The organism is Pararhizobium sp. DWP3-4 (genome assembly GCF_049898205.1).
Classification (GTDB): domain Bacteria; phylum Pseudomonadota; class Alphaproteobacteria; order Rhizobiales; family Rhizobiaceae; genus Pararhizobium.
Genome location: NZ_JAFCXF010000003.1, coordinates 348,744 through 366,323 on the forward strand (window position 1 = coordinate 348,744; position 17,580 = coordinate 366,323).

The window sequence follows — 17,580 nt, forward strand, 5'->3', positions numbered from 1 at the left end:
GCCCTCTAGCGCTTGCCTTGTCGCGTTTTCCACATACATAAGGATTATCAATTAAACCCGCGCTGCCCACCGGCTGCGCGGGTTCCCGTATATGTACCTTGACCATCGAGGAAGGAACCACCGCCGATGCAGGATATTCTGCTTCTGATGCAAGATCCGACTGCCTGGATTGCCCTGATCACCCTGATCGTAATGGAAGTCGTGCTCGGCATCGACAACCTCATCTTCATTTCGATCCTGACCAACAAACTGCCGCCGGAACACCGCGAAAGGGCCCGCCGCATCGGCATCGGTCTGGCACTGGTCATGCGCCTGGCACTGCTCGGAACCGTCGCCTGGATTGTCCAGTTGACCGAACCGGTGTTTGAGCTCTTCGGACATGGCTATTCCTGGAAGGACATGATTCTGATCGCCGGCGGCCTGTTCCTCGTCTGGAAGGCAACCAAGGAAATCCATCACACCGTCGATCCCGTCGATCACGAAGAGGATGCGCTTGCCAAGGCGGGTACGACCACTTTCGCTGCCGCCATCGGCCAGATCCTGGTCCTCGACCTCGTCTTCTCGATCGACAGCATCATCACGGCCGTCGGCATGACCCCGCACCTTCCGATCATGATCATTTCGGTCATCTTCGCAGTGACCGTCATGCTGGTGGCAGCCGGGCCGCTCGCCCGCTTCATCGAAAAGAACCCAACCATCGTCATGCTGGCGCTTGGCTTCCTCCTGATGATCGGCACGACGCTGATCGCCGAAGGCATGGGCTTCCATGTTCCAAAGGGCTATGTCTACGCGGCCATGGCCTTCTCGGCACTGGTTGAGGTGCTCAACATGCTGTCGCGCCGCAAGCGGCAGAGGGACAAGGCAGCCAAGCTCTAATCGGGCTTTGGTCTGGTTTAGATCGACGAGGGAGCGCAACCGTCCGGCTGCGCTCCCTTTTTTATACGATGGGAACGACATCAAAAAGCCCCGGGGACGGGGCCCCGGGGCGATTCGACATTGCGCTTGGTGAGGATACGAGGCGGAAGGGGTAAGAAGCTCGACTGCCGTTTCGTTGGCCGCAGAAAGAAACCAGAAAAATCTCTGCGTTCTCCATCTCCCTCAAGTCCGGTTGGCACCGCCCCGCACTCCTCGGGACGAAAACGGTCCTAACCGGGTTTGGTTCCCAATTTGAAGCCTTACTTCTCGGCGAGAGCCTTCAGATTTTCGAGCCCCTTGGCAAAATCGTCGCCGATCATCGTGTCCATGTTGAAGAACAGACCCATCACCTTGGCAATCAGCGGGCTCGGCCCATCCATTGCCCAGGTCACCGTTGTGCCTTGTGCCGCCGGCGAGAGCGTGAACGTTGCGACGTTGTGACCTTCGAACGGACGAACGAAATCGAGCTTGATCTCAACCTTGGATGACGGCCTCGCTTCGGTGATTTCCATCCGGCCAGCGCCGACATCCTTATTACCATCCCAATTGTATACGGCGCCCTGGCCGCTGGTCGCGCCTTCAAACGTGCGCTTCATCGCCGGGTCCTTCTTTTCGTAGGGCGACCATGCCTGCCACTGGTTGAAATCGTTGATCAGCGGAAAGATCTTTTCCGGTGGTGCATTGATAATGGCGCTGCGTTCGACATGGAATGTATCGGGTTTTGTCGCGGCAAAGACGACGGCGCCGAGCACAAGTACGACGATGACGGCAAGGATAATCAGCAGAATTTTCAGCATAGTCGGGTTCCTGTTGCGTATGGGAATAAGGCCCCTGAAGAGGCTGACGCGCACTTCAGGGGAATTTGGGTCCGATAAATTTCAGGCGTTGGAAGCGGCAGCGATGACGTCGGCGAGCTTTTCGAGGCTCTGGCTCCAGCCTTCTTCCATGCCGTCGAGCGCAGGCAACACGGCTTCCGTCGCTCTCAGCACCTGCGCATGCAGGGTCAGAACGGTCTTGCCGTCCGTCTCGGTGAATGTCACCGTATTCAGCGCTTCGAGCATCGTGACGCCGTCTTCGCTGTCATAGGTGCTGGTAAAGACCAGACGCTCGTTCTCGACGATTTCCTTGAAGGTACCGTTCGACGGATACATCTGCCCGTCCGGCCCTTTCATATGGATACGAATGACGCCGCCGGGCCTCAGATCGACCTCGCAGACGGGATTGGTAAAGTTGTGCGGACCCCACCACTGAGCCAGATGATACGGGTCGGTCCAGACCTTGTAGACCAATGCTGCCGGGGCATTGAATGTCCGCGTCAGCACAAGGTTGGCCTTGCCTGCCGGGACAACGTCAGCTCTTGCGTGCATTTCCATCTCCCTCTTGAAGTTTTTGCAGGTAGAGGTCGAGCTTGTCCAAACTCTCCTCCCAAAATTGCCGGTAGTTATCGAGCCAAGCATTGAGGTCCTTCAACGGCCCCGCTTCCAGTTTGCAAGGGCGCCACTGCGCCTCACGCCCACGACTGATCAGGCCGGCCTTTTCCAGCACTTTCAGATGCTTGGAAACGGCAGGCAGGCTCATTGCGAAAGGTTCGGCCAATTCATTGACCGACGCCTCGCCCAAGGCGAGCCGCGCCAGGATAGCCCGCCGCGTCGGATCGGCGAGCGCCGAAAGAGTTGTGCTGAGTTGATCCTGGGTCATTTGTATTAAACCATAAATTTAATTAACTTTAGAGTTAAATAAATAAAATCGGATCATTTGTCAACGGTCCCTCAGAACACCGTCGCCGCCGCCGCAAACGCAGTTTTCCTTGACGCGCCCTTTTGAATATGGTCTCACGCCAGCCATACGGAATTTCCGATATTTTCCGCCGTTTCAGGCATCGATCGGGCATTTCCTTCCCTTAAAAGCATGCGCCTTCACATCCGGACGTCTCCTTTCCGGCGGAAGGCCGAAAGCACGTAAAGCACGGGCCAGGATCATGACAGACAGACCAGTCCGGGTGCGCATTGCACCTTCCCCCACCGGCGAACCCCATGTCGGCACCGCATACATTGCGTTGTTCAACTATCTCTTCGCGCAGAAGATGGGTGGCGAGTTCATCCTGCGTATCGAAGACACCGACGCGACCCGTTCGACGCCGGAATTCGAGACCAAGGTTCTGGACGCGCTGAAATGGTGTGGCCTGAAATGGTCGGAAGGCCCGGATATCGGCGGCCCCTACGGCCCCTACCGCCAGAGCGACCGTAAGGACACCTACCTCCCCTTCGTCGAAAAGATCGTTTCCAACGGTCACGGCTTCCGCTGCTTCTGCACGCCAGAACGGCTGGCCGAAATGCGGGAAGCGCAGCGCGCCGCCGGCAAGCCGCCGAAATATGACGGCCGGTGCCTGACGCTGTCGGCAGAGGAAGTCACGACACGCATGGATGCCGGCGAACCAACCGTCGTGCGCATGAAAATCCCGACCGAAGGCTCCTGCAAGTTCGTCGATGGCGTCTACGGCGAAGTCGATATCCCGTGGGATGCGGTCGATATGCAGGTTCTGCTGAAGGCCGACGGCATGCCGACCTATCATATGGCCAACGTCGTCGACGACCATCTGATGAAGATCAGCCATGTGGCGCGCGGCGAGGAATGGCTGTCCTCGGTACCGAAGCACATCCTGATCTACCAGTATCTCGGCCTCGAGCCGCCGGTGTTCATGCATCTCTCGCTGATGCGCAACGCCGACAAGTCGAAGCTGTCGAAGCGCAAGAACCCGACGTCGATCTCTTATTACTCGGCCCTCGGCTACCTGCCGGAAGCGCTGATGAACTTCCTCGGCCTATTCTTCGTGCAGATTGCCGAAGGCGAGGAATTGCTGACCATGGAACAGCTGGCGGAGAAATTCGACCCGGCCAACCTGTCCAAGGCCGGCGCGATCTTCGATGTGCAGAAGCTCGACTGGCTGAACGGCCGCTGGCTGCGCGAAGGCTTGAGCGAAGACGAGTTCGCCGCCCGCGTTCTTGCCTGGGCGATGGAAAACGACCGGATCAAGCAGGGCCTCAAGCTCTCGCAGTCGCGCATCTCCAAGCTCGGCGAACTGCCGGATTTGGCAGGCTTCCTTTTCAAATCCGACCTCGCGCTTGACGCCGCATCTTTCGCCAAGGTCAAATCGAGCCCGGAAGAACTGGTCGAGATCTTCAACACGGTCCAGCCGGACCTGGAAAAGATCCTCGAATGGAACGTTGAGGCGATCGAAGCCGAACTGCGCGCCATCGCCGATCGCATGGGCAAGAAGCTCAAGGTCATCGTCGCGCCGCTGTTCGTCGCCGTTTCCGGCTCGACCCGCTCGCTGCCGCTGTTCGACTCGATGGCCATCCTCGGCCGCTCGGTCGTGCGCCAGCGCCTGAAGGTCGCCGGCCAGGTTGCGGCCTCGATGGCTGGCAGCGGAAAATAACGCTTGCGCGGTAAACTCCCTCCCCCTTGTGGGGAGGGTTGGGGAGGGGATTTTCCTTTCAAGAAAAGAAAGAACTCCTCCCCTCCGCTGCGCTCCGACCCTCCCCACAAGGGGGAGGGTTAGACCAGGCACGCCGCACCGGCTGCGAATGACACAATTTCAAGATATGCCGCATTGATAAGGCGAGCCCTATGACCGAAAAGACCGAAACCGCCCTCTCCTCCGACGTCACCGAAGTGCGCGCCCAGAAGCTGAAAATGCTGCGCGAAAAGATCGGCGACGTCTATCCGGCGCATTTCCACCGCACCATCACCAATGCGGAACTGGCCAGCAAATACGAAAGCCTGGAAGCGGATGTGGTGACGGACGATGTCGTGACAGTTGCCGGACGCGTCTACTCCTCGCGCAATTCCGGCATGTTCATGGACATCCATGACGCCGGCGGCAAGATTCAGATCTTTTCCCACAAGGACACGACACCGGAAGACGCCCGCGCGCTGCTGCCGCTGATCGATATCGGCGACATCATCGGCGTCACCGGCGTGGTCCGGCGTACCAAGCGCGGCGAACTGTCGATCAACGCACAAGAAATCACCATGCTGACCAAGTCGCTGCTGCCGATGCCGGAGAAGTGGCATGGCCTGTCCGACATCGAGCAACGCTATCGCAAGCGCCATCTCGACATCATGACCAACGAGGACTCCAAGCTCCGCTTCCAGCAGCGCTCGAAGATCGTTTCCGGTATCCGCCGCTTCATGGAAGACGACGGCTTCATGGAAGTCGAAACGCCGATGCTGCATTCGGTCTATGGCGGCGCAACAGCCGAGCCGTTCAAGACACATCACAACACGCTGAAGCTCGACATGTACCTGCGCATCGCGCCGGAACTGTTCTTGAAGCGCACGCTGGTTTCGGGCCTCACCGACAAAGTATTTGAGATCAACCGCAACTTCCGCAACGAAGGCGTCTCCACCCGGCACAATCCCGAATTCACCATGATGGAATGCTACTGGGCCTATGCCGACTACGAGGACATCATGGACCTCGTCGAGCGGCTTTTCTCGACACTCGCACTATCGATCCACGGCACCACCGAATTCATGTTCGGCGACAAGGAAATCTCCTTCAAGGGTCCGTTCAAGCGCGTGCCCATGCCCGATGCCGTCAAGGAAGCGACCGGCCTCGACTTCATCGCCATGAAAACCGATGAAGAAGCCCGCACCGCCGCCAAGGCTGCCGGCTTTGCAGTCGAAAAGGACTGGACCTGGGGCGAATGCCTGGCCTTCATCTTTGAAGAAAAAGTCGAGGGCACGCTGATCCAGCCGTCGCACGTGACGCATTTTCCGAAGGACATCTCGCCGTTTGCCAAGGAAGTGCCGGGCGAACCGCGCTTGGTCGAGCGTTTCGAGACCTATTGCAACGCCTGGGAACTGGGCAATGCGTTTTCGGAGCTCAACGATCCGGAAGAGCAGCGCAAGCGCATGGTCGAACAGCTGGAACAGGCCCATGCCCGCGGCGAAAAGGACAAGCAGCTGGACGACGAATTCCTCGATGCGATCGACCAGGGCATGCCGCCGGCCGGTGGCCTCGGCATCGGCGTCGACCGACTGATCATGCTCTTGACCAACGCGCCGTCGATCCGCGATATCATCCTCTTCCCGGCCCGCCGCAACAAGGCGGACTGAGATAAAACCAAGAACGCGTCATCCTGGAAACAGGATGGCGTATTCCCATGAGCTGATGGAACTTTTCCAGGTCCTGCGCGTCTATGTCGGCAGAATTTAAAAGGACCCCTCCATGCTGAAATGGGCGCTTATTTTCCTGGTTATCTCGCTGATTACCGGTTTTCTTGGTTTTTCCGGCGTTTCAGCCGCAACCGCGACGATCGCGCGTGTGCTGTTTGCCATCGCCGTGATCATCTTCCTGATTTTCGTGGTTCTCGCCGTCATCGCCGGCAACGCCATCGTCTGATCGGGACGAACGATAGTATCCCAGTCCCGTCAGTGTCCCGCTGGTTTTTCCAGGGGGCTCTCGGCGGGATTTTCCGTTGTGGGTTCAACAGATGGGCTCGACGGCTCTCCGCTATCACCGCCCATAACCATGGCCAGCATGGAGCCGAAGAAACCCTTTTTTTCGGGCTTTGGCGGGCTCTGCTCCGTCGCAGCTTCAGTACCATGTTCCGGTGCCGCAGCACCCTCGGCGTGAGCGGCAGGCACCTCGTCACTTTCCGCTTCTTCTCCATGCGCGGGCGCAGCTGCTGCTTCGCCATGGCTGCCGCTCTTTGATCCGGTAGCGCCCGGCTCTGCTGCGGCAGCGGCGGCAACCGGATCGAAACAATCCGATTTGTCGTCCATCGCCGTCAGCGTGGTCTTGACGTCCTCCGTCGCGAGGGCGATTTCGCGGCCATAGAAGAGACCGACGCTATTTGCCTTGGCGTCCGTGTAGCGGGCAACGAAGGGCGTGCTCATTCCCGGCAGCTTGGACGGATCAGGCGCATACAGCACCTGGGCACCGATAGCAGCGCCGCGACGGCCGGCACGATCCGAAGGCCCGGCGGCATCGAGCACCACGACCTGATAGAGATCGGCCTGCTCTTCCTTGGCCAGCAGGCCGGCAATGCGCAACGCAGTGCGGACGCGATCGACGCCACCGGCAGATTCCGTGCTTACATACTTGCGGATCCAGCGCTGACCGTTGCGGCGCATCTTCAGCGTCTCGAGCGTGGTGCAGGCAAGCCCCGAAATTGAGGGCTTTTGCGGCCCAACCATGCCGAGAAAGGTTTCCTTGCCGGAATAGACAGCATAGGCGCCGGACGCACCCGACAGCACGAGAATGCCGGTAATGACGAACATCACCTTGCGGGGGAGACGTATCTTTTTAAAGACCGACATCACGTGCGCTGTTCCGTCATCAGCTTCAACTCCCGGCCCCCGCCGCGCCATGCGCGGATGCAGGAACGCCCCCCGCCTTTTGATCGAGCCCCCACCCTATCGTGGCCACGTTTCGGAAAGTTTAAGCGTCCTGGCGGTTTCTTGCCGCCCAACGGCCGATTTGCCCCGATTTGAAACTTTGGTCGATTTCAGTCCGCAAAATCAGTTGCTCTTGGCTGGCGCACCGCTAAAACCGGTGCTCACACCTTCCGGCTCGAAACAGGGACATATCCGACATCATGGCGCGCATTGGTATCGCAGGGGCAGGCATCATCGGATGCGCCACCGCCGTTCACCTGATCGAACAGGGGCATGATGTCACCGTATTCGAAAAGGACATCGGCGGGCTGCCCGCATCCGTCGGCAACGCCGGCATCCTCGCCGTTCCCGAGATCGATCCGCTGGCACGGCCCGACATGCTGTTGTCGGCGCCGAAATGGCTGCTCGATCCGCTCGGACCCTTGACCCTGCGATGGCAGGACCTACCGGCTCTCACGCCTTGGCTCATCAACCTGCTGATGGCCGCCACGCCTGCGCGGGTGGAGCGCTCGCGAACGGCCCTGCTCGGCCTTATGCGCGAGGCTCTCGGTGCCCACGAAGACCTTGCCCGCATGGCCGGACTATCCGGGCACATGAAACCCAGTGGTGCGCTGACCATTTTCGATACTGAAAAGGCTGTCGATGCCGCGTTCCGTCATGAGAGCGGCAATGCAGCTCTGCTCGGCTATGCGGTCGAAAAACTCGATGCCGCGCAGGCACGGTCGCGGGTACCGGCTCTTGAGGGAAGCTTTGCCGGTGGGGTCTTTTCCGCCGGTTACCAGACCTTTCTCGATCCACTCGCCCTGCTCCGGCATCTGCAGGCCTATGTGCGCGAACGCGGAACGCTCGTCGATGCACAGGTGGAAAATGTTCGCCAGGAGACCAACGGCATCACGTTCATGAGCCGCGGGCAATCCCCCCAAACCTTCGACAAGGCGGTGATATCGGCCGGCGTCTGGTCGCGGACGCTGGTGCGCGGTCTTGGTCTCAAGGTTCTTCTGGAAAGCGAACGCGGCTACAACACCACCTTCATCAATTCACAGGTGACACTGGAATTGCCGGTCTTCTTCGCCGAACACGGCTTCGTTGCCACCCCGCTGAAAAACGCCCTTCGGGTCGGCGGTGCGGTGGAGCTTGCCAAGCCGGACGCACCGGCAAACTTTGCCCGGTCCGCCGCAATGCGCCAGAAGATGCGCCGCTATGTGCCGAGCCTGCCGGAGACCGGCGGCAGCGAATGGATGGGCCGGCGGCCGTCCACGCCGGATTCCGTACCGGTCATCGGCCTCTGCCCGCACGATCCGCGCATCGCACTCGCCTTCGGCCACGGCCATCTCGGCCTGACGCTGTCGGCAATCACCGGAAAAAAGGTGGCAGCACTTCTGGATCATGGCGATCAACCCGATCTCCAATCCTTCAGCATTCAGCGGTTTCAGTAATGACAAGCGACATCGGCGCGGTTGACTTTCACAGCCGGGCCGAATTCAACTCGGAAAACCGCGACAGCCTTCCATTCAACGAAAAGAACACATCATGCATAAGGTAATTTTTGATACGGACCCCGGCGTCGATGACGCGATGGCCCTGTTGTTCCTGCACAATCACCCGGATATCGACCTGATCGGCATCACCACCGTTTTCGGCAATGCGTCGATCGAGACGACGACCCGCAACGCGCTCTATCTGAAGCAGCAGTGGGATATCGCGGCCCCGGTTGCCAAAGGGCTTGGCGAGACGCTCGACCCTTCGCGCGCCCATGTCGGCTGGCCGACCTTCATCCATGGCGATGACGGTCTTGGCAATATCGGCGTTCCGGAAACGGTCGATCTCGCCTGCGATCCGCGCCCGGCCCATCGCTTCATCATCGACACCGTTCGTGCAAATCCCGGTGAAGTGACCATCGTCGCCGTTGGCCGTATGACCAATCTGGCGCTTGCGCTTCGGGACGATCCTGACATCGCGGTTCTGGTCAAGGACGTCGTCATCATGGGTGGCGCGTTCGACATGCGCGGCAACATCACGCCGGCGGCCGAAGCCAATATCCATGGCGATCCGGAAGCAGCTGACGCGGTGATGACGGCCCCTTGGCCCGTCGTCGTCGTCGGTCTCGACGTCACCGAGAAAACGGTGATGACACGCAGCAGGCTGGCTGCGATCGCTGCGAGCGGCGGCAAGCGGGCAAAGCTTTTGTCGGACATTTCGCAGTTCTACATCGAGTTCTACGAGCAGCATGTCGATGACGGCATGGTGGTGCATGACAGCTGCGCCTGCGTCTATGTCGTGGCGCCCGAACTCTTCACGTTGCGCAGCGGTGCGATCCGCGTCGTCTGCGGCGGCATTGCCGATGGTCAGACCATCCAGAAGGCCGACGATCACATCTTCCCGCCGAGCGATTGGGACAATCTGCCCAGCCAGAACATCTGCATCGACGTGGATGCTCAGGGCGTGCTTGAGCTGATCTCAAAGACGCTGGGACAGAGCCCCGCAGCCTGAGCCGTTAAAAATTCGCTGTGATAGCTGGCAGTTGCGCAATTGCCAGCTATCTTCGTCTCCATGAAACCGGAAACGCTGCTCTACCCGACGCCCAGGGGTCTCTTTTGCGAGAAGGGCGGCTTCTATATCGATCCCGTCCAGCCCGTCGAACGGGCCTTGATCACCCATGGCCACGCCGATCATGCGCGCTCCGGCCATAGCCATGTGATGGCGACGCGCGCGACGCTCGACATCATGCGTATTCGCTATGGCGACACATTCTGCGTCAGCACGCAGGAGGCGATGCTCGGCGCACGAACCACGATCGGCGATGTCACCGTCAGCTTTCACCCGGCCGGCCATGTGCTCGGATCCGCGCAGATCGCCGTTGAAGCGGGCGGCATCCGCATCGTCGTCTCGGGCGACTACAAGCGCCGCCGCGATCCGACCTGCCTGTCTTTCGAACCTGTGCCCTGCGATGTGTTCATCACCGAGGCAACCTTCGGCCTGCCGGTGTTTCACCATCCGGACGATCGCGGCGAGATTGCCAAACTGTTGACCTCGCTCAGCCAATTCCCCGAGCGCGCCCATCTGGTCGGCGCCTATGCCCTTGGCAAGGCGCAACGGATCATCGCACTGATGCGTGAAGCGGGTTACGACGCGCCGATTTTCATTCACGGCGCTCTTGCAAGGCTCTGCGACTATTATGAAAGCGAAGGCATCGCGCTGGGTGATCTCCGGCCCGCCACGGTTGATGCGAAAGACAAACAATCCTTCGCCGGTGCCGTCGTCGTTGGTCCACCTTCCGCCTTTGCCGACAAATGGGCAAGACGCTTTCCCGATCCCATTCCGATCTTCGCCTCCGGCTGGATGATGGTGCGCCAGCGCGCCAAGCAACGCGGCGTCGAATTGCCGATCATCATCTCGGATCACTGCGACTGGCCGGAACTGATCGAAACGATCAATGAGATCAAGCCAGGCGAGGTCTGGGTTACGCACGGCCGTGAAGAAGCACTGGTGCGCTGGTGCGAGCTGCAGGGAATCGCCGCCCGGCCGCTGCATCTGGTCGGCTACGACGACGAGGGAGAATAGCAAATGCGCGCCTTCGCGGAACTGCTCGACCGTCAGGTTCTTACCCCGCAGCGCAACGCCAAGATCAAGCTGATGACGGATTATTTTCGCAGCGCCCCCGATCCGGACCGCGGCTATGCGCTCGCCGCCATCGCCGGCACGCTGACGCTCAAGACCGTGAAGCCGAATGTGCTGCGGCAACTGGTGCTGGAGCGCATGGACGAGGTGCTGTTCCGCTATTCCTACGATTATGTCGGCGACCTTGCCGAAACCATCTCGCTGGTCTGGGAACCGCCGGCAGACAGCCAGACAACGGCCAGAGACCTGTCGCTCGGTGCCGTCATGCACCAGCTGGAAACGGCGGGGCGGGCCAATGTGCATGGCTTGGTGCGCGATCTGCTTGATCAACTGGAGGGATCGAGCCGGTTTGCCTTCCTCAAGCTCGTCACTGGCGGGCTGCGCATCGGCGTCTCGGCGCGGCTGGTGAAACAGGCCCTTGCCGATATGGGTACCGTCGATGTCACCGAGATCGAAACGCTCTGGCATGGCCTGTCGCCCCCCTATTTGTCCTTGTTCGAATGGCTGGATGGAAAAGCGCCCAAGCCGGAACTGGATATGCCCGCAGTGTTTCATGCGGTGATGCTGGCAACGCCGGTCGGCGACAATGATCTTGCTGCGCTCGATCCGAAAGACTTTGCCGCGGAATGGAAATGGGACGGCATTCGCGTCCAGCTTGCCAATCTGGCCGGCACGCGGCGGCTCTATTCTCGCAGCGGCGACGACATTTCCGGTGCCTTTCCAGACATCCTCGAAGCGGCGAATTTCGAAGGCATCATCGATGGCGAGCTTCTCGTCGGCGGCACCATGCGCACCAATCGCGCGACGCGGACATTTTCCGATCTGCAGCAGCGGCTGAACCGCAAGACGGTAACGCGGAAGATGCTGGACGACTATCCAGCCTTCATCCGTGGTTACGACCTGTTGTTTTCCGGTGACCGGGATATGCGCCCGGATAACTTCCTGACCCGGCGCGCCGCTCTTTCCGCCCTGATCGAAACGGCCGCCCCATCGCATTTCGATCTCTCGCCGCTCGTCCCCTTTTCCAGCTGGGAAGAACTTGACCGCCTGCGCAAAGACCCACCGGATCCGGTGATCGAAGGGATCATGCTGAAACGTCTGGATTCGCCCTATACATCAGGGCGCTCGAAGGGTCCTTGGTTCAAATGGAAGCGCGAGCCCTATAATGTCGATGCGGTGCTGATGTATGCCCAACGCGGTCACGGCAAACGATCGAGCTACTATTCCGACTTCACCTTCGGGGTCTGGACAACCAGCGATGGCAAGGACGTCCTGGTCCCTGTCGGCAAGGCCTATTTCGGCTTTACCGACGCGGAGCTTGAGGTGCTGGATCGCTACGTGCGCAACAACACCATCGAGCGTTTCGGCCCGGTGCGCTCTATCCGGGCGGAAGCCGATCACGGTTTCGTCGTCGAGGTCGCGTTCGAGGGCATCAACTTTTCCAGCCGGCACAAATCCGGCGTTGCCATGCGCTTTCCGCGCATCTCGCGGCTGCGAACCGACAAACTGCCGCGCGATGCCGACCGGCTGGAGACGCTGCTTGCAATGATCGCCGCGCCTGAAAGCAATTTGCCGGAGCCGGCGGAACCAATCTAGAAAACAGTTGTTAAGGAGGCATCCGAGTGGAGGAGAAAGTCGATGCCTGCAAAATCCCAAGCCCAGCAAAAAGCCGCCGGAGCGGCACTATCCGCCAAACGCGGAGAGACTAAGAAATCCGAACTCAAAGGCGCTTCGAAGAGCATGGAAAAATCGATGTCGGAAAAAGAGCTGAAGGAGTTTGCGGAAACGGACCGCAAGACGCTGCCGAAAAAGAAGAAAGCCGAATAAAGCACTAGAATTGACGGGGCGCTCAAGCACATCTTGTTAAGACGCGCTTGCGACAATCCGATCCAATTGCTGTCGGATAGTGAACAGCTTTGGAGATCATGTGTTTTCCGGACTGTCGAATGCGCTCAGAAAGTCAACAATAGTTCGGTTTCTCAAGCCGAACTACATGCCTACCTATGTTGCACTGATGGTGGTGATTGCAGCGGGCCTGTTTGCCGAGCAGCAAAACAGCGCGGTTCATGCAGCAAGGATGCGGGCGGCTGTGATCGCCGAGCTTAATCCGATCCGCTCGAAGCTCGAGGCCAACATCAACGGTGACATTCAGCTGGTGCGTGGATTGATCGCTACGATCTCCACGGAACCGGGCATGAACCAGAAACGGTTCTCCGATCTGGCCCGCAACATTTTCAATGAGCGTTCCAGGCTGCGCAATATTGCAGCGGCGCCCAATCTCATCGTCTCCCTCGTCTACCCGCTCGATGGAAATGAGAAGGTTCTGGGCCTCGACTACCGCAAGAACAGCAATCAGCGCGCCGTAGCACTCAAGGTTCGTGAGCTTGGCAAAATGGTCTTGGCTGGCCCCCTGGATCTTATCCAGGGTGGTCAGGGCCTAGTCGGACGCTTTCCCGTATCGCTTCCCGACGGGGGCGAGTCCAACCGGTTCTGGGGTCTCGTCTCCGCAGTCATCGATGTCGATCGGTTGTACCAGGATAGCGGACTTCTCTCGCCCAAGCTCGATATCGACGTGGCGATTTCCGGCCGCGACGGTTTGGGCGAAGACGGCGCATTGTTTTATGGAGACAGCGGCGTCAAGGCAGCCGATCCTGTCGAGGTGAGCCTCTTCCTACCGGGTGGATCCTGGGTGATCAGCGCAGTGCCGAAGGGCGGCTGGGTCGCTACCCCGCCGAACGCCGGGCTGATCCGCACGCTGGTCCTCATCGGCGGCCTTTTCATCCTTGTGCCGATGTTCATCAGCGGGCGGCTGATCGAGGAGCGCAAACGCAATATCCAGGTTCTCGAGAGCAACAAGGACCAGCTCCAGGAACTGTCTCATCGGCTGAAGATCGCACTTGACGCCTCGCAGATCGGCATCTGGGAACTCGACATTGCCTCGGGCAAGCTTCTGTGGGACGACCGTATGAAGGAATTGTACGGCCTGCGGCAGAATGCGAGAGAAGTCTATGAGGATTGGCGCGACGCGCTGCACCCGGACGATCTGCAGCAAGCCGAACAGGAATTCGGCAATGCGCTGCGGCATGGGGCGAGTTACGTCTCGCACTTCCGCATCCGGCTCCCCGGCAGCCGCGTCCGGCACATTCGCGCGGTTGGCTCGACATATATCGGTGCGGGGGGCAATGAGAAGATCGTCGGCGTCAATTGGGACGTAACCGCCGATGTCGAAAAGAACGAGCGGCTTGAAGCCGCCAAAGGGCAGGCCGAAGCGCACAGTGCCGAACTGGAGGCAGCACGGCACAGAATGGAATTCAATGCCCTGCACGATCCGTTGACCGCGTTGCCCAACCGGCGGTACCTCGACGAGATTCTTGCGAAAAAACACCCGGGCGGCATAAAGTCGGGCCTCGCCAGCATCTTCCATATCGATCTCGACCGGTTCAAGGAAATCAACGACACGCTCGGCCATGCGGCAGGCGACGAAATCCTCCGGCATGCCGCCCAGATTCTTCGCGCCAACACCAGCGATGACGACTTCGTTGGCCGCATCGGCGGAGATGAGTTCGTCATCATCTCACGCAAGGGCGAGATCGAGGGCGATGAAACCGCGCTCGCGCAACGCATCATCGACGCCATGAGTATCCCGGTCCGGTATAAGGAGCAGGAATGCCGCATCGGCGTCAGCATCGGCATTGCTCATCAGGCAAGGCAGGAAGAGGATCTCTGCCAGGTTCTGGTCAATTCCGACATTGCGCTTTATGAAGCCAAGCGCCGCGGCCGCAACCGCTACGAATTCTTCACGCACTCCCTGAAGACCGCTGTTTTCAAGACGAAGCAGACAGCAGACGAAATCCTGCGGGGGCTCGAACAGAACGAGTTCATCGCCTATTTCCAGCCGCAGTTCTGCCCCACGACCCTCGATATCATCGGCGTCGAAGCCCTGGCGCGCTGGGATCATCCGACCAAGGGACTGCTGGCGCCGCACGCGTTCTTGAAGACGGCCGAAGACATCAACGTGCTTTCGGAGATCGACCAGCGGATCCTTGAACAAGCACTGTTCCAGTCGATGCGATGGGAGGCAAGCGGGATCAATATCCCGAAAGTATCCGTCAATCTCTCCTATCACCGCCTGCACGATGAAAAACTGATCGATCGCCTCAATCAGATGGCCATTCCGCGCGGCAAAATCTCGTTCGAATTGCTGGAATCGATCTCGTTCGATGAAAGCGACATGACCGTGCTTTCCAATATCGAGCAGATTAAAAACCTCGGCATCGATATCGAAATCGACGACTTCGGTACCGGATATGCCTCCATCGTCAGCCTTTTGAAACTCACCCCGCGCCGCCTCAAGATCGACAGGCAGCTGGTGATCCCGATCCTGACTTCCACCAAACAGCGCCAGCTGGTTGCCTCGATTATCGACATCGGCATATCGCTCGGCATCGAAGTCATCGCCGAGGGCGTCGAAACCATGGAACATGCCCGTATTTTGAAGGATCTGGGTTGTCACGGACTGCAAGGCTATGCGTTTGCCAGACCCATGAGCGCGACAGACCTTGCAAACTTTGCCCGCGAACGCCGATGGCTGGCGGCCTGATCCAAGCGAGCTCCGTGCCGCATCGCGAGTGCGCGACGTCTTCACGGCCGCGTGCTGGAAACAATTCGACATCGGAGTGACAAACGCCAGACACGCACACCCTTTAAGGGGTCAGTTAATTATTAACATTCAAGCAGGCACACTGTTGGGATCGGAGTGATTCGCACGGACGATTTTTTATCAGGCGCCCTTGAAATCGCCGCTAAAACGTCCAAGCCGTGGCACTTGGGAAACACCAAAGCTGGGGATCGTCCATTTCGGACACAACTTTGCAATTGTTCCCTCGCAAGCGGCGCGGAAAATGTTAAAGACGAAAAAAGTGAATCGTTTGTTACCGACCCATGCGGGCCGGATGGGGACCCAGATGAAAATTGCTAAAGTGCTCTTTCCCTTGAGCCTCGTTCTTCTTTCGGGCTGCGTTGTCGGGCCTAACTATCAATCTCCGAACGCGGCGCTGCCGGCTAAATTCTCGCAAGGGGGCCAGGCGGAAGCGGCGGATGTAACGCTGAAGCCATGGTGGGAAGCCTTCCGCGACAAGAAACTGAACGGCCTCGTTGCCAAGGGTCTCGGCGAAAACCTTGACGTTCAGCAATCGATCGAGCGCATCATCGAAGCCCGCGCCAATGTTATCGTCGCAGCATCCGGCGGCCTGCCGCAGATCAATGCGAGCGGTTCCGCAAGTGTTGCTGGCCAGGATGGCTCCTCGCGGCGCAACAGCGGCCAGGGCGACCACAGCGAAACCAAGACAATCGGCGGCGGCGGCGATGCTTCCTGGCTGATCGATCTGTTCGGCCAGTACGCGCGTGCCAAGGAATCGGCCAACGCGTCGCTTGATGCCGCCTATGCCGACGTCAACGTTGCCCGCCTTGCCTACCTGTCCGACCTGACGACGTCCTACATTGAGGCGCGTTACAACCAGGAAGCCTATGCGTTGCAGCAGAAGAGCCTGGCCTCGCGGCGCGAAACATTGAAACTGACGAACGACATCAAGGCAGCGGGCGCAGCCTCCAGCCTCGACGTTGTTCAGGCCGAAGGCCTGGTGAACAGCACGCTGGCCGAATTGCCCGGTTACCAGACCGGCTTCAACCAGGCGGCAAACCACATCGCCACCCTGCTCGGGTTGCCCGCAACCACGGTCACAGCCGGCTTAAGAAACGGCGCGTCTCAGCCCTCGCCGCGCTACAACACCAAGATCGGCATTCCCGCCGATCTCGTGCGCAACCGGCCGGACATCCGCAGGGCGGAACGTCTGCTGGCAGCGGCCACCGCCCAGATCGGCGTCGCCGAGGCTCAGCTTTATCCAAGCCTCAGCCTGAGTGGCTCGATCGACGGCTCCCGTATCGTCTCTGCGGTCGCCGGGGGTCTCAGCACATGGTCCTTCGGCCCAAGCCTGAATATTCCGATCTTCAATGGCGGACGTTTGAAGGCTAACGTCGATATCGCCAAGTCCGGCGCGCAACAGCAATACCTCTCCTGGAAGCAGACCGTTCTGAACGGGATCGAGGAAGTCGAAAACGCGCTTGTCGCGCTGCGCAACAACTACCAGACCGTGGCAGCCCTGCGTAAGGTGGTGGATTCCTACGAGCAGGCCTTGGGCCTGGCACGCGAAAGCTACAAGGGCGGTGCAACATCGCTGCTCGACGTGCTGGACGCCGAACGCTCGCTGGCGACGTCGCGTATTGCACTTGCATCCGGCATTCGCAACCTCGCCAACAACTATGTAGCTCTGAACATCGCCATCGGTGGCGGCGCAGGCATCCAGGCTATCGGACAATAAGACGAACGCGACCTGCTCACCGTCGCCAGGTGGGCCGGAACGCCAGGATCAATCAAGCGCGGCCGATCATCGGCCGCGCTTTTTCATTTTGCGGCGGGTCCTGAGCGGCTGGAGGTCATCGCTGATCGCCTGGTGTTAAAACGCGCTGAGGCGCTCCATGCGCAAAGGCAGGACGTGCCGTGCCCATCGGCTGATCGCCATGTCGGCTGCATCGACAGCAAATCGGACCTATCAGGCCACTCAGCCTCAATTGGCTTTCCGCGCC

General features: G+C 59.5%; 15 protein-coding genes. 11 read left to right on the forward strand and 4 right to left on the reverse strand.

Going from position 1 to position 17,580, the window contains the following annotated elements:
• Nucleotides 1-126 precede the first annotated feature (126 nt).
• The gene (locus tag ACP7E6_RS11045) at nt 127-876 is read left to right on the forward strand and encodes a TerC family protein (RefSeq protein ID WP_426229819.1); all 750 of its coding nucleotides are present in this window, start codon (nt 127-129) and stop codon (nt 874-876) included.
• A 299-nt stretch (nt 877-1,175) separates the two neighbouring features.
• On the opposite strand, the gene ACP7E6_RS11050 is transcribed toward ACP7E6_RS11045, so the two are convergent.
• The 3 genes from ACP7E6_RS11050 to ACP7E6_RS11060 all read right to left on the reverse strand — a co-directional run bounded on the left by ACP7E6_RS11050 (nt 1,176) and on the right by ACP7E6_RS11060 (nt 2,613).
• Nucleotides 1,176-1,712, reverse strand: coding sequence for an SRPBCC family protein (locus ACP7E6_RS11050; RefSeq protein WP_426229820.1), 537 nt, complete (start codon nt 1,710-1,712; stop codon nt 1,176-1,178).
• 81 nt (nt 1,713-1,793) lie between these two features.
• Nucleotides 1,794-2,282 carry an SRPBCC family protein gene (locus tag ACP7E6_RS11055; protein WP_426229821.1) on the reverse strand — a complete coding sequence of 163 codons (489 nt, stop codon included), beginning with the start codon at nt 2,280-2,282 and terminating at the stop codon, nt 1,794-1,796.
• Entirely contained in the window at nt 2,266-2,613 is a 348-nt protein-coding gene (locus ACP7E6_RS11060) for an ArsR/SmtB family transcription factor (RefSeq protein ID WP_426229822.1), read from the reverse strand. The genes ACP7E6_RS11055 and ACP7E6_RS11060 overlap by 17 nt, the downstream gene beginning before the upstream one ends.
• A gap of 280 nt (nt 2,614-2,893) precedes the next feature.
• On the opposite strand from ACP7E6_RS11060, the gene gltX reads away from it, so the two are divergent.
• The 3 genes from gltX to ACP7E6_RS11075 all read left to right on the forward strand — a co-directional run bounded on the left by gltX (nt 2,894) and on the right by ACP7E6_RS11075 (nt 6,322).
• Nucleotides 2,894-4,351 (forward strand): glutamate--tRNA ligase, encoded by a 1,458-nt coding sequence (gltX, locus tag ACP7E6_RS11065; protein WP_426229823.1) that lies wholly within the window; start codon nt 2,894-2,896, stop codon nt 4,349-4,351.
• Nucleotides 4,352-4,542: 191 nt separating this feature from the next.
• On the forward strand, nt 4,543-6,036 hold the full coding sequence (gene lysS / locus ACP7E6_RS11070) for a lysine--tRNA ligase (RefSeq protein ID WP_426229824.1): 1,494 nt from the start codon (nt 4,543-4,545) through the stop codon (nt 6,034-6,036).
• A 112-nt stretch (nt 6,037-6,148) separates the two neighbouring features.
• Nucleotides 6,149-6,322 carry a DUF1328 domain-containing protein gene (locus tag ACP7E6_RS11075; RefSeq protein ID WP_037100293.1) on the forward strand — a complete coding sequence of 58 codons (174 nt, stop codon included), beginning with the start codon at nt 6,149-6,151 and terminating at the stop codon, nt 6,320-6,322.
• A gap of 29 nt (nt 6,323-6,351) precedes the next feature.
• Here the strand turns inward: ACP7E6_RS11075 and ACP7E6_RS11080 are convergent, their stop codons facing one another.
• Nucleotides 6,352-7,242, reverse strand: coding sequence for a hypothetical protein (locus ACP7E6_RS11080; protein WP_426229825.1), 891 nt, complete (start codon nt 7,240-7,242; stop codon nt 6,352-6,354).
• Between the two features lie 278 nt (nt 7,243-7,520).
• Here ACP7E6_RS11080 and ACP7E6_RS11085 point away from each other — a divergent pair, with 278 nt between their 5' ends.
• The 7 genes from ACP7E6_RS11085 (at nt 7,521) to ACP7E6_RS11115 (ending at nt 17,315) form a co-directional block, all read left to right on the forward strand.
• A complete protein-coding gene (locus ACP7E6_RS11085) occupies nt 7,521-8,756 on the forward strand; it encodes an NAD(P)/FAD-dependent oxidoreductase (protein WP_426229826.1) in 1,236 nt (411 codons plus the stop codon).
• Between the two features lie 94 nt (nt 8,757-8,850).
• A complete protein-coding gene (locus ACP7E6_RS11090; protein WP_426229827.1) occupies nt 8,851-9,810 on the forward strand; it encodes a nucleoside hydrolase in 960 nt (319 codons plus the stop codon).
• A 60-nt stretch (nt 9,811-9,870) separates the two neighbouring features.
• Complete coding sequence (locus ACP7E6_RS11095; RefSeq protein ID WP_426229942.1) at nt 9,871-10,881, forward strand: ligase-associated DNA damage response exonuclease; 1,011 nt, start codon at nt 9,871-9,873, stop codon at nt 10,879-10,881.
• A 3-nt stretch (nt 10,882-10,884) separates the two neighbouring features.
• Complete coding sequence (locus tag ACP7E6_RS11100) at nt 10,885-12,534, forward strand: cisplatin damage response ATP-dependent DNA ligase (protein ID WP_426229828.1); 1,650 nt, start codon at nt 10,885-10,887, stop codon at nt 12,532-12,534.
• 42 nt (nt 12,535-12,576) lie between these two features.
• Nucleotides 12,577-12,765: a DUF3008 family protein gene (locus ACP7E6_RS11105; protein WP_426229829.1), complete on the forward strand. Its 189-nt coding sequence runs from the start codon at nt 12,577-12,579 to the stop codon at nt 12,763-12,765.
• 166 nt (nt 12,766-12,931) lie between these two features.
• The gene (locus ACP7E6_RS11110) at nt 12,932-15,538 is read left to right on the forward strand and encodes a bifunctional diguanylate cyclase/phosphodiesterase (protein WP_426229830.1); all 2,607 of its coding nucleotides are present in this window, start codon (nt 12,932-12,934) and stop codon (nt 15,536-15,538) included.
• Nucleotides 15,539-15,902: 364 nt separating this feature from the next.
• Complete coding sequence (locus ACP7E6_RS11115) at nt 15,903-17,315, forward strand: efflux transporter outer membrane subunit (RefSeq protein ID WP_426229831.1); 1,413 nt, start codon at nt 15,903-15,905, stop codon at nt 17,313-17,315.
• Nucleotides 17,316-17,580: the final 265 nt, after the last annotated feature.